Genomic DNA, 12545 nt, shown 5'->3' on the forward strand with positions numbered 1-12545 from the left:
AATTACTCTTCAGAATCCCCAGCTTCAGCATCATCTGCGGTTTCGTTAGCGAAATCATCGCGACGCTCACGGCGCTCGTCTTTCGCTTTAACCATCGGAGATGCTTCGGTAACAGCGTGCTTAGTACGCATAACCATGCTGCGGATAACGGCATCGTTGAAGCGGAAGGTAGTTTCCAGCTCATCGATCACTTCCTGCGGCGCTTCAACGTTCATCAGAACGTAGTGCGCTTTGTGCAGTTTGTTGATCGGGTAAGCCAGCTGACGGCGGCCCCAGTCTTCCAGACGGTGGATCTTGCCTTCTGCGCCAGTGATGGCGGCAGAGTAACGCTCGATCATGCCCGGAACCTGTTCGCTCTGGTCAGGATGGACCATAAAAACGATTTCGTAATGACGCATCGAATTGCTCCTTACGGATTATTCAGCCTCCTGTCTGGGTCAGCCGCGGCCCATGGAGGCAAGGAACGTGTTAAAGGTCGGCTGAAAAATGACGCGTTATAATACTGGCGCCTGCGGGCAAACTCAAGGTGATTGTACAATTATTTATCGTGCCGAACGTAACGCCTGTCCCGTCGCATTTTGCTGCTGAGATATTAACTTCATATCGCATGCCACTATAAACGGCCTGTTGCGGCAGAGAAATTGACACTGTGGTCAGCGCGCTTTTTTGCCATACAGGGTTTCTTAAACATAGCGGCATACATCAATGGGTTGTTAATCAGATAAAAAACGACAATACGATAATTTTTTGAACAACAGCATCAGAAAAGGTCGCCATCTCTGCGGCGGGTTATGGTTAAAATTAAACCAGAAGCGATTCACTAAAAGGGGATATCGCCAACCAGACCGCGCGGCTGAGGAGGTACTCTATGCGAGCCCGGATAATGTTATTTCTGGCTGCGCTTTTGCCTGGCGTAACGGCAACGGCAGCCATCGAGTTAAATAATCATCAGGCCAGAAATATGGATGATGTGCGCAGCTTAGGCGTAATCTACATCAACCACAACTTCGCCACGGAAAGTGAAGCCAATCTGGCGCTGAATGAAGAGGCCGACGTGCGAAACGCAATGTATTATCACGTCATACTTATCCGGGAACCGGGTAGCAATGGCAATATACACGCCAGCGCGAATATTTATCGCTAGCATCAGGAAAACCAACGAAAAAGCCATAGTTGATTTGCCCCCTGAACAGGGGGCTTTTTTCGCGGAAAGATGGCTCCGGAATTAGACCTGTGACATCCCGATAATATTCACATTCCGGAGCTCATACTTCACTTCTGCCCGTAATACGCATTCGGGCCATGCTTACGCATGAAGTGTTTATTCATCAGATAATCGTCGATGGGGTTGAGGCCAGGGTTAATACCGCGCGCAATCCACGCCATTCGCGCCACTTCCTCCATGACCACCGCGTTATGTACCGCATCGTGCGCATCTTTCCCCCAGGCGAACGGCCCGTGTTGATACACGACAATGCCTGGCGTATGCAGCGGTTCCACCTCGCCCAGCGTTTCGATGATCACCTTACCAGTGTTCAGCTCGTACTCGCCCTGCACTTCTTCTTCGCTTAACGCCCTGGTACAAGGAATATCGCCAAAGAAATAGTCCGCGTGCGTGGTACCGAGCGCCGGAATAGCCATCCCCGCCTGCGCCCATGCCGTGGCGTGGGTTGAATGGGTATGAACGACGCCGCCAAGCGACGGATAGCGTTGATACAGCGCCAGATGGGTAGCGGTATCGGAAGAAGGACGATAACGTCCCTCCACCACTTTGCCATCCATATCCACCACCACCATGTCATCTACCTTCATGGTTTCATAGGCGACACCGCTTGGCTTAATCACCACCAGCCCGCGTTCGCGATCGATAGCGCTGACGTTGCCCCAGGTAAACGTCACCAGTCCATAACGGGGCAAATCCATGTTAGCGTCAAATACCTGCTGCTTGAGCTTTTGCATTATGCCGCCTCCACCATGCCTGCTTTGGCCATGCGCGCTTTCACCCAGTCACGCGCTTTCGCCACTTCTGCCGCCGGGTTCTCTGCTGTTTCGCTCCACATCTCAATCAGATAGGGCCCGCAATAACCACTCTGTTTGAGCGTTTCGAAGCAGCGTTCGAAATCGACAACGCCTTCGCCAAACGGCACATTTTTGAACACGCCGGGTTTAGTATCTTTGACGTGTACCGCGACGATATGCCCGATTCCCGCCTGTAGCTCCATCTGTACGTCGTTATCCCACGCCGACAGATTGCCGATATCCGGATAGAGCTGGAACCACGGGTTATTGAGGTAGTGAGCATAGCCTAGCGCTTTACTGATGGAATTCATCAATGGGTAATCCATGATCTCCATCGCCAGCGTCACCTGGGCGCGGCTGGCCATATCAACGCTCTCTTTTAACCCATCGCGGAAGCGGCAACGCGTTTCGTCGTTGGCCTGCTGATAGTAAACGTCGTACCCCGCCAGTTGAATGACGCGAATCCCGACGTCCTGCGCAAACTGAATCGCTTTACGCATAATCTCCAGCCCCTGCGCCCGTACCGCGTCATCTTCGCTACCGAGCGGAAAACGACGATGCGCGCTCAGACACATGGACGGCACGCGCACGCCGGTTTCAGCAACCGCGCTCACCAGCGCCAGGCGCTGCTCGCGACTCCAGTCGAGCCGCGCCAGTCGGGCGTCGGTCTCGTCCACCGACATTTCAACAAAGTCAAAACCCAGCGTTTTCGCCAGCCGCAGGCGCTCCAGCCAGCACTCCCCGGCAGGGAGCGCTTTTTCATAGATGCCGAGCGGAATTTGTTTCGACAGCATAGCCGCTCCTTAGCCCCACAGTTGGGCAATGGAGCGTTTGAACTGCCGTGCGGCTTCTACCGGCGATTCGGCATCGCGAATGCTGCGCCCCGCGATAAAGACATGGATCGGAATGCCTTTGAACAGCGGCAGGTCTTCCAGCGCCAGTCCGCCGGTCACGGTCACTTTAAAGCCCATATCGGAGAGCCGCTTAATCGCGGTAATATCCGCCTCGCCCCACGCCACGCCTGCCGCCTGCGCGTCGCGGCTGCGGTGATAAACCACTTGCTGAATGCCCGCATCGCGCCACTGCTGCGCCTGTTCCCAGGTCCAGTAACCGGTCAGTTCGATCTGCACGTCACCGTTGAACTCTTTCGCCACATCCAGCGCGCCTTTTGCGGTGTTGATATCCGCACAGCAAATCACGGTCACCCAGTCCGCATTGGCTTCGAAACACATACGGGAGAGGATTTTACCGGCATCGGCAATTTTGGCGTCCGCCAGCACGATTTTGTGCGGGTAAAGCGCTTTCAGGTCGCGAACCGCACGCACGCCTTCGCCCACGCACAGAATGGTGCCCACTTCGATAATGTCGACTTCTTCGGCAATCAGGCGAGTGGTTTCATAGGCGCTATCCATAGTCTGGTTGTCCAGCGCGACCTGCAACATTGGTAATGACATGTTCAATTCCTTCTTAAGCTGCCGCGTTGGTGCGGTCAATGAGATCCAGGACTTCCTGCGCGGTACGGCAGGCGCGTAAACGGTCAAAATTAGCTTCGTCTTCAAACAGGTTGACGATCTGCATGATGCCCACTTCCTGGTGAGTGTTGGCATCAACCGCCGCCATGGTGATCAGAATATCGACCGGATCGTTATCTTCGTGGTTGAACTCCAGCGGCTTTTTCAGCGTCACCAGTGAGAAACCGGTTTTCTTCACGCCCTCTTCCGGACGCCCGTGCGGCATTGCCAGCCCCGGAGCGATAACGAAATAAGGGCCGAACTGTTCCACGCCATCGAGAATCGCCTGGTAGTAACGCGGCTCGACAACGTCTGCCGCCACCAGCAAATCCACACCAATTTTTACGGCTTCCTGCCAGGTATTCGCTTCAGCCTGCAAGCGGATAGAATTATTCTCCGCCAGCGAATCACGTAATTTCATGTTGCGTCCTTACTTCACGTCCTGTGGAAAATGCGCTTTGATCACTTCCAGCAATTTCGGGCCGAAGTCTGCGGGCGATAGCATGTTGCGCACGCCAACCACATATTTGTTGCCCGTCACGCTGATTTCGCCTGCAATATGGGTAGAAGCGATGATGATATCCGCGCCGCTCAACTCGCTTTTGTACTCGCCAACCGCGCAGCTGTTTACCGTGTGGTCAATGTTTGATTGGGTTAAAAACTGGTCCACTTTCATTTTCATGATCATGGAACTGCCCTGTCCGTTGCCACACACAGCCAGAATACGTACGGTCATAATCAAAACTCCTTATTAAGCAGACTGTTCTGCCAGTTGTTTTTCTGCATCTTCTTCTGCGCGCAGTGCGCGGCCAGCGAAGAACATATAAGCCAGTGCAATTACAATGATGACGGCCATAAAGGCGATACCGATGGAGAAGAAGCCCTGCATCATCGGCGGCGCCAGAATCGACCAGTCCGCCATACCCATCCAGGCACTCATACCGGTGAGTTTCACCGCCCAGACGCAACCAAAGATTTCAATCATCCCCATCACCAGACAAATTTTCAGCGCCGCACGCCAGCCGCCAAAGTGGTTGGCAAACACGCCGATAGTGGCGTTAGAGAAGAACATCGGGATAAAGCCAGGAATAATCAGGATCGAGGAACCACAGGCAACCAGGATGCCAACCGCAATCAGCTGGCCGATGGTGCCCCACATAAAGCCCCAGACCACGGCGTTAGGCGCGAAGCTATAGATAGCCGCACAGTCAATCGCCAGTACTGCGCCCGGAATCAGACGCTGGGAGATACCGTTAAAGGCCTCAGAGAGTTCGGCGACAAACATACGCACGCCCTGAGTGATGATGAAGATCGCCACCGCAAAGGAGAAACCGGTTTGCAGGATATAGATTGTCCAGTGGGTTTTACCCGCCATCGCCTGTACGGTATCGATACCAAAAGAGAGCAGAATGGCACCAAAGAAGATGGTCATTACAATCGCCGTGGAGACGATGTTGTCATGGAAAATGTTCAGCCAGCCCGGCAGTTTGAGGTCTTCAACGCTTTCCTCTTTTTTGCCCAGGAACGGCGCGACTTTATAGGCAATCCAGGAAGCAAACTGCTGCTGGTGACCGATGGAGAAACCGCAGCCGTCCGTCACTTCCTGAGTCGGCTTGTACATCATGTTGGAGGTAATACCCCAGTACAGGGAAACCAGTATCGCCGTGCAGATAATGGTGGTCCACATGGAATAGCCGAAGATATAGAAAGAGACCGCAATCAGCCCCGCCTGCTGGAACATGATGTGCCCGGTCAACATGATGGTGCGAATACCGGTAATGCGTCGCAACAAGACGTAACAAATATTCAGCGCCAGCGCGAGCAACACCGCGTAGCCTACCCAACTATACGCATCGCCCATCCGTTCGATCGTTGCCATCATCGAAGCATAGGTATCGGAAATCGCGCCGTTGATGCCGTAGACCTCAGACATTTTCGCCACCACCGGTTTAAAGGTGCTGGTCAGAATGCCGGACCCGGCCTGTAGCAGCATGAAGCCAATGATGGTTTTGATCGTCCCTTTGATGATCACGCTGACGCTTTTGCGCAACAGGATATAGCCCAGGCAGGTCACAATACCCAGTAATAGCGGGGCATTAGTCATTACCTGATTAAAGAAAATGGTAAAGATGTTGTAGAGGATCTCCATAACGATCTCCGGCAGATAAGGTTGCTGAGTCACAGGCGCTCAGGATAATGTCCCTTCACTTTAATTTTCAAAAGTAATCACAACAAGATTAAATTTGATTAAATGTGACGTAGCGCGCAAATAATTAGCACACTTAATACATGGTTTACTTATAGGTAACTCATTTTTTCATTAAGATAAGTAAAATCATAAAGATGCCAACATTCACATGACGCCAGACAAGATTAAATCTTCTCCTGACTGCGTTCTCTCCTGCCAAAAAGTCAAAAAATAGCCCATTGCCTTCTTGAGAAAATAGTGTCAGGATTAATCAAAACAAATCACGTTTTGAACCATTTTGAACAAACATGAAGGTAAATGCGATGAGTAAAGTACAAAGCATCACGCGTGAATCATGGATTCTGAGCACGTTTCCGGAGTGGGGAAGCTGGCTGAACGAAGAGATTGAACAAGAGCAGGTCGCGCCGGGTACGTTCGCTATGTGGTGGCTGGGCTGTACCGGGATCTGGCTAAAATCTGAAGGCGGCACTAACGTATGCGTCGATTTCTGGTGCGGTACCGGTAAACAGAGCCACGGTAATCCGTTGATGAAAACTGGCCACCAGATGCAGCGTATGGCTGGCGTCAAAAAATTACAGCCTAACCTGCGCACCACGCCGTTTGTTCTCGATCCTTTCGCTATCCGTCAGATTGACGCCGTCCTGGCGACCCACGACCATAACGATCACATTGACGTCAATGTCGCGGCTGCCGTAATGCAGAATTGCGCCGATGATGTTCCGTTTATCGGCCCGCAGACCTGCGTGGATTTATGGGTTGGCTGGGGCGTGCCGAAAGAACGCTGCATCGTGGTAAAACCGGGCGATGTCGTGAAAGTGAAAGATATTGAAATTCATGCGCTTGATGCCTTTGACCGCACTGCATTAATCACCCTGCCCGCCGATCAGAAAGCTGCTGGCGTACTGCCGGACGGCATGGATGTACGCGCGGTTAACTATCTGTTTAAAACGCCGGGCGGCAATCTCTATCACAGCGGCGATTCTCACTATTCCAACTACTACGCGAAACACGGCAACGAACATCAAATTGATGTCGCGCTCGGTTCTTACGGTGAAAACCCGCGCGGTATTACGGACAAAATGACCAGCGCGGATATTTTACGCATGGCGGAATCGCTGAATACCAAAGTGGTGATCCCGTTCCATCACGATATCTGGTCGAACTTCCAGGCCGATCCACAGGAGATCCGCGTGTTATGGGAAATGAAGAAAGATCGCCTGAAGTATGGTTTTAAACCGTTTATCTGGCAGGTTGGCGGCAAGTTTACCTGGCCGTTGGATAAAGACAATTTCGAATACCACTATCCGCGTGGTTTTGACGATTGCTTTACCATTGAACCCGATCTACCATTCAAATCCTTCCTGTGAGTCGATATCATGCCGGGATTACCCGGCATTTTTCCATTTACTTTAGTATTTCCAGGCTATTTCAAATATCATCTTTTCAAATCAATTTGTATCGGAATAGCTCATGACTGAAGCACAAAGACATCAAATACTGCTGGATATGCTGGCACAGTTGGGCTTTGTTACCGTCGAAAACGTGATTGAGCGTCTGGGGATCTCCCCGGCGACAGCGCGCCGCGACATCAACAAGCTCGACGAAAGCGGGAAACTTAAAAAAGTGCGCAACGGCGCAGAGGCCATTACCCAACAACGGCCCCGCTGGACGCCGATGAATCTGCACCAGGCGCAAAACCACGATGAAAAAGTACGCATCGCGAAAGCGGCGTCGCAGCTGGTAAACCCGGGTGAAAGCGTAGTGATTAACTGCGGCTCCACCGCTTTCCTGCTGGGGCGCGAAATGTGCGGGAAGCCGGTACAAATCATTACCAACTATCTGCCGTTGGCGAATTATCTGATCGATCAAGAGCATGACAGCGTGATTATCATGGGGGGTCAGTACAACAAAAGCCAGTCGATTACCCTGAGCCCGCAGGGAAGCGAAAACAGTCTCTATGCTGGCCACTGGATGTTTACCAGCGGAAAGGGCTTAACCGCGGATGGCCTGTACAAGACCGATATGCTAACCGCCATGGCGGAACAAAAAATGCTCAGCGTCGTCGGGAAACTGGTCGCGCTGGTCGATAGCAGTAAAATTGGCGAGCGCGCGGGGATGCTGTTCAGCCGCGCCGATCAGATCGCTATGCTGATTACCGGCAAAAATGCCAATCCGCAGGTTTTGCAACAGCTTGAAGCCCAGGGTGTAAGCATACTCCGCGTTTAAAGATGCTGTCGGAAAAACGCTACCGTCGCCGACAACGCTTCTGGCGTAATGCGATGCCGCACGCCTGCGGCCCATAAACAGGTCACATGCTTATCCAGCTTCGCCCCGGCGAGTGCCTGCTGGAGCCGGAAGGTTTCGATAGCAGGCACCACGTCATCCTCCTGACCATGCCACAACAGAAGCGGCCTGTCGGCCAGTCGCTCTAACTGGTGTGTGACTTCCCATTCACGTAGCGGCGCGATGATATTGTCGAATTCCGCCTGCTGTGCCGGGTTCTGCGGGGATAACGGCGGGAAAAGCGTCCGGGCGAGCCCGGTAAAATAGCCCGACCCCATTAAACTGGCCCCGCATTTTACCTCACGGTGACGCGTCATAATGCCCAGCGCCGTCATACCGCCCATGGATGCGCCGCCCACCGCTAACCGCCCGTCAAGTAGCCAGTTTTCCGCCTGAATCGCCGCACGTAACGTCGTAAATTCCTGCATGTTTTGGTGCAGAATCTGCCAGAATCGGTGTATCCGTCCCTGTGAGTCGCCGCCAAAGCGAGCGCCATGCTCCGGCGCATCCGGCATGACTACCCGGAATCCTGCCTGTGCCAGGGCAACGGCAAAATAACTATAAACCAGGCTGGAGGAGGTGAAGCCATGATAGAACACCACACAGGGAAGCGGCACGGCGCGTTTCCCTTCCGGGAAGGCATGTAGTACGACGCCTCCGGCTAATTGTCGTGTTTCAATCGCTATCATTATTCTCTCCTTTTTATCCGGTATGCCACGGAGAAATACTTAACGCAAGTTTATGGATAGCGCAATAATTCATAATGTTTGAGAACTGGGTTACGCTTTCGCAACGTTTTCATTCGAAAATCGCGTGACAGGTAACACTTCGGGAACATTCCCCCTAAAGGGAAATCAATAAGGCATTACACTATGATTATCAGGAAACGAGATAGAGTTATGCGTCGGTTTGCTTCATTGATAGCAGCGCTGTTATTAAGCGCGTGTAGCGTGCTGCAGGGTACGCCGCAACCTGCGCCGCCTGTCGCCGATCACCCGCAGGAAATCCGTCGCGATCAAACGCAAGGACTACAGCGGATGGGGACCGTAAGCGCGCTGGTTCGGGGCTCCCCGGATGATGCAATAGATGAAATCAGAGCGAAAGCCGTCGCTGCGAAAGCCGATTATTACGTTATCTTAATGGTTGATGAAACGGTTGTAACCGGCCAGTGGTATTCACAAGCCATTTTGTATCGTCAATAACAGTAGATTGATTTTTAGTCAGTTTTACATTGCTTTGCGCCCCTATGCGTTTACCTGTGCACAATAAACAAACAGGTTTACCGTGATGGAGCGTCCTGTTAAATGCGGGGTATGTAATAAGGAGCTGACGATGAAACAAGAACTTGCCTTATCCTCACTGCTGCTTTCTGCCGGACTGGTGAGTACGACGGCACAGTCTGCCGAATTCGCCAGTGCTGACTGCGTAACGGGTCTGAATGAAATCGGCCTGATCTCGGTCAGTAATGTTGCAGGAAACCCACAGGATGTGGAGCGGATTATCGCCCTGAAAGCCGATGAACAGGGTGCGTCCTGGTACAGAATTATTCAAATGTATGAAGAACAACAGTCGGATAACTGGCGCGTACAGGCGATACTCTATGCCTGATGCCGCGTGGCTCGCGCCGGATGGCATGTACTACAGGCCAAACGTTACCGCAGTCCCCCGGTCGCCCTTAACAGTAAATCATTTTGCACTTGGGCAGGCAGCGGCATTTCGCCGCGTGTATCCAGCATCATCTGACACCACGCTTGCGCCAGCGGCGGCGAGGCATGACGCAGCATTTCCGCTCCGCACCCCAGCAAGAAAAGCTGCTGCGTAATCTCTCTGCCCATTGCTTCGTCCGGTTTGCGTAAACGTTGCTGTAGCTGACGTACCGCGCGGTCGTAATGGCGATCCTGACCTTTGACTTCCGCAAAAGCTTCACTCAATACGTCATAGACGCCGTGTTGTTTTGTCAGCACCCGAAGTACATCCAGACACATGATATTGCCGGAACCTTCCCAGATACTGTTCACCGGCATTTCACGGTACAGGCGCGGGAGTTCGCTCTCTTCGCAATACCCCATCCCGCCGAGCACCTCCATCGCCTCAGCCACAAAAGGGATTCCCTGCTTACAGATGGCGAATTTCGCCGCTGGCGTGAATAATCGCGCCCATAATGCCTCTTTCGCCTCGCGACGTTGCTCCCAGGCGCGCGCCAGCCGAAACAAAAGCGCCGTCTGCCCCTCCAGGCATAGCGCCATACGACTTAAGGTTTGTCGCATCAACGGTTGTTCGATCAGCGGCTTACCAAAAGCCTGACGCTGATGAGCATGGTAAATGGCGACTGAAAACGCACGCCGCATTAAGCCATGACTCCCGAGCGCGCAGTCAAGACGCGTCATACCGCCCATCTTTAAGATATGCCGAATCCCTTCGCCCTCTTCTCCCAGCCGCCAGCCGACGGCATCCTGAAACTCGACCTCGGCGCTGGCATTAGATCGATTACCGAGTTTATCTTTCAGGCGCTCAAGACGAACAGAGTTCCGTTGCCCGTCTGGCAGGAAACGCGGCACAAAGAAACAGGATAGTCCTCCTTTTGCCTGCGCCAGCACGAGGTGCGCATCACTTTGCGGCACAGAGAAAAACCATTTATGTCCCACCAGCCGATATGAATCATCCGCCAGCCGCTCCGCGTGGGTCGTATTACTGAGTACGTCAGATCCGCCCTGCTTTTCCGTCATTCCCATGCCGATAAGCAGGCCCCGTTTTTGCCCGCCCGGCAGCAAATGCGAATCGTAGCGATCGCTGCGCAGCGGCGCCAGCCAGTCATGGAAAGTGGCGGGAAGCATCTGCAATAGCAACGGCGTCGCGGCAAAGGTCATCGTGACAGGACAGAGTGTTCCCGCTTCTACCTGAGCATGTAATACAAAACGCGCCGCCCGGGCGACAAAACTTCCCGCCCTTGCCTCTTCCTCCCAGGCCAGGTTATGTACCCTATTAGCGCAAAGCCCCTGCATCAACAGGTGCCAGGCGGGGTGAAAGCGAACGTCATCCAGGCGCTGTCCCTGGGGATCGTAACGCAGCAACTCAGGAGGATGCGCGTTCGCCAGACGACCCAGCTCCAGTGATTCCGCCGTTCCCAGTTGTTGGCCAATGCTGGCGAGAAGATCGCTATCCCATCCCGCGCCTTCCCGGGAAACCGCTTCACACAGCGCGCCATCAGACAGGAATAAGTTACTGTTATTGAGCGGAGCAGGTTGATTAAAGACGGTATGTGTTTGCCAGGACATGGTGTATCCCTCCTTCAATGGCGCTGAAGTCAAGTATGGTCATGACTGCGCCATTGACGCCGGAGCAAGATCACAAAAGTATGATTAACCGGCAATATAATGTGGGACGAAACGGGAAGTGTCTTTGGTAATTAGCGTATTGTCCTCGCGAATCCCCATCCCGGAGGCTTCATCGTCAATGATCCAACTGCCAATCAGCGTATAGCTATCGCCAAAGCGCGGCAAAGGCTGAAACGCCTGGTAAATCATCGGCTCGTCAGCGTAGTCGCCGTCGGCATGATCGATAACATTTTGCCGCTCGTCGAAAATCGTGACGTTGCCGCCTTCACGTGAATAAATCGGCTTCCGTACGCTGCTTTCGCCTGGCGCTGCGAGCGATTTTTCGCCCTCAAACCAGGCCGGCAGAAGATTCGGATGGCCAGGGAAAAAGCGCCACAATAACGGCAACAGCCCTTTGTTACTCAGAATACTTTTCCACAATGGCTCAATCCATTGCTCACGACGTTTTCGCAACAGCGGGCCGTTGTCATCGCGCATCATCCATTCCAGCGGGTAGAGCTTAAAGGCGCGGCGAATCACGTTATCGTCCAGATCGGTCAGCACACCGCCTACGCCAAGCCCCAGTTCTTCAATATAGATAAATCGCGTTTCCTGGCCCGCCTGCTGCGCGCAATCCTGAAGGTACAGCACCGTCGTGCGATCTTCGTCGGTATCTTCGCAACAGCAAAAGTAGAGCGGTTCCCGACTGTACAGCTCGCTGAAGCGGGCGATCAGCCGCTCCTGTATCGCGTTGTATTGATCGGCATCACGCGGGATGGCGCCGCTACGACGAGCATCCTCCAGCCATAGCCATTGAAAGTAGGAGGACTCATAGAGCGACGTCGGCGTATCCGCATTGTATTCCAGCAATTTAACCGGATCTTTGCCGCACCAGACGAAATCCATCCGCCCGTAAAGCGAAGGATCGCGGCTGCGCCAACTTTCGGCGATGACATCCCAGTACAATGGCGGGATCGCCAGCTGCTGCATGATCTGCTCATCCCGGACGGCCCGCTCGACAATCTCCAAACACATCTGATGAAGCTCTGCGGTCGGTTTTTCGATCTGTTCTTCAATTTGCCGTAATGTAAAACGGTAGGCCCGGCTTTCATCCCAGTAAATTTCGTTATCGATAACATGAAAGTCAAAACCGTGATCGCATGCGATCTTATCCAGATCCCGGCGTACCGGTACGTTATGTCGTAGCAT

General features: G+C 53.1%; 16 protein-coding genes. 5 read left to right on the top strand and 11 right to left on the bottom strand.

Features of this window, described 5'->3' with window-relative positions; genetic code table 11:
* Positions 1-2 precede the first annotated feature (2 nt).
* Together rpsF and HU143_RS20095 are read right to left on the bottom strand one after the other, a co-directional pair.
* Positions 3-398 carry a 30S ribosomal protein S6 gene (gene rpsF, locus HU143_RS20090; protein ID WP_001216673.1) on the bottom strand — a complete coding sequence of 132 codons (396 nt, stop codon included), beginning with the start codon at positions 396-398 and terminating at the stop codon, positions 3-5.
* A gap of 70 nt (positions 399-468) precedes the next feature.
* Complete coding sequence (locus tag HU143_RS20095) at positions 469-699, bottom strand: hypothetical protein (protein ID WP_024148172.1); 231 nt, start codon at positions 697-699, stop codon at positions 469-471.
* 169 nt (positions 700-868) lie between these two features.
* Here HU143_RS20095 and yjfY point away from each other — a divergent pair, with 169 nt between their 5' ends.
* Entirely contained in the window at positions 869-1144 is a 276-nt protein-coding gene (gene yjfY / locus HU143_RS20100; RefSeq protein ID WP_023226968.1) for a DUF1471 family protein YjfY, read from the top strand.
* Between the two features lie 128 nt (positions 1145-1272).
* Here the strand turns inward: yjfY and HU143_RS20105 are convergent, their stop codons facing one another.
* From HU143_RS20105 to ulaA, 6 genes are read right to left on the bottom strand one after another with little or no spacing between them, the layout of a single operon-like run.
* The gene (locus HU143_RS20105; RefSeq protein WP_001170772.1) at positions 1273-1959 is read right to left on the bottom strand and encodes an L-ribulose-5-phosphate 4-epimerase; all 687 of its coding nucleotides are present in this window, start codon (positions 1957-1959) and stop codon (positions 1273-1275) included.
* Positions 1959-2813, bottom strand: coding sequence for an L-ribulose-5-phosphate 3-epimerase UlaE (gene ulaE, locus HU143_RS20110; protein WP_000949529.1), 855 nt, complete (start codon positions 2811-2813; stop codon positions 1959-1961). The genes HU143_RS20105 and ulaE overlap by 1 nt, the downstream gene beginning before the upstream one ends.
* Positions 2814-2822: 9 nt before the next feature.
* On the bottom strand, positions 2823-3473 hold the full coding sequence (gene ulaD, locus HU143_RS20115) for a 3-keto-L-gulonate-6-phosphate decarboxylase UlaD (RefSeq protein ID WP_000056761.1): 651 nt from the start codon (positions 3471-3473) through the stop codon (positions 2823-2825).
* 13 nt (positions 3474-3486) lie between these two features.
* The gene (gene ulaC, locus HU143_RS20120) at positions 3487-3951 is read right to left on the bottom strand and encodes a PTS ascorbate transporter subunit IIA (protein ID WP_000776531.1); all 465 of its coding nucleotides are present in this window, start codon (positions 3949-3951) and stop codon (positions 3487-3489) included.
* A 9-nt stretch (positions 3952-3960) separates the two neighbouring features.
* The gene (gene ulaB, locus HU143_RS20125) at positions 3961-4266 is read right to left on the bottom strand and encodes a PTS ascorbate transporter subunit IIB (RefSeq protein WP_000218357.1); all 306 of its coding nucleotides are present in this window, start codon (positions 4264-4266) and stop codon (positions 3961-3963) included.
* A 15-nt stretch (positions 4267-4281) separates the two neighbouring features.
* Positions 4282-5679 carry a PTS ascorbate transporter subunit IIC gene (gene ulaA, locus HU143_RS20130; protein ID WP_023226967.1) on the bottom strand — a complete coding sequence of 466 codons (1398 nt, stop codon included), beginning with the start codon at positions 5677-5679 and terminating at the stop codon, positions 4282-4284.
* Between the two features lie 362 nt (positions 5680-6041).
* On the opposite strand from ulaA, the gene ulaG reads away from it, so the two are divergent.
* Together ulaG and ulaR are read left to right on the top strand one after the other, a co-directional pair.
* Positions 6042-7106, top strand: a complete 1065-nt coding sequence (gene ulaG, locus HU143_RS20135) for an L-ascorbate 6-phosphate lactonase (protein ID WP_000049161.1) — start codon at positions 6042-6044, stop codon at positions 7104-7106.
* 103 nt (positions 7107-7209) lie between these two features.
* Entirely contained in the window at positions 7210-7965 is a 756-nt protein-coding gene (ulaR, locus tag HU143_RS20140; protein ID WP_000133618.1) for an HTH-type transcriptional regulator UlaR, read from the top strand.
* On the opposite strand, the gene yjfP is transcribed toward ulaR, so the two are convergent.
* On the bottom strand, positions 7962-8711 hold the full coding sequence (yjfP, locus tag HU143_RS20145; protein WP_000560304.1) for an esterase: 750 nt from the start codon (positions 8709-8711) through the stop codon (positions 7962-7964). The two genes, ulaR and yjfP, sit on opposite strands and share 4 nt — an antisense overlap.
* A gap of 183 nt (positions 8712-8894) precedes the next feature.
* Between yjfP and bsmA the strand changes: the two genes are divergently transcribed.
* Both bsmA and yjfN read left to right on the top strand, forming a co-directional pair.
* The gene (gene bsmA, locus HU143_RS20150; RefSeq protein ID WP_000586836.1) at positions 8895-9224 is read left to right on the top strand and encodes a biofilm peroxide resistance protein BsmA; all 330 of its coding nucleotides are present in this window, start codon (positions 8895-8897) and stop codon (positions 9222-9224) included.
* Positions 9225-9354: 130 nt separating this feature from the next.
* Complete coding sequence (yjfN, locus tag HU143_RS20155; RefSeq protein ID WP_001518964.1) at positions 9355-9630, top strand: DUF1471 family protease activator YjfN; 276 nt, start codon at positions 9355-9357, stop codon at positions 9628-9630.
* A 44-nt stretch (positions 9631-9674) separates the two neighbouring features.
* Here the strand turns inward: yjfN and HU143_RS20160 are convergent, their stop codons facing one another.
* Positions 9675-11297, bottom strand: a complete 1623-nt coding sequence (locus tag HU143_RS20160; RefSeq protein WP_000118964.1) for an isovaleryl-CoA dehydrogenase — start codon at positions 11295-11297, stop codon at positions 9675-9677.
* Between the two features lie 84 nt (positions 11298-11381).
* The gene (locus HU143_RS20165; protein WP_000943942.1) at positions 11382-12545 is read right to left on the bottom strand and encodes a glutathionylspermidine synthase family protein; all 1164 of its coding nucleotides are present in this window, start codon (positions 12543-12545) and stop codon (positions 11382-11384) included.

It is taken from the genome of Salmonella sp. SJTUF14076, assembly GCF_015534835.1.
Classification (GTDB): domain Bacteria; phylum Pseudomonadota; class Gammaproteobacteria; order Enterobacterales; family Enterobacteriaceae; genus Salmonella; species Salmonella enterica.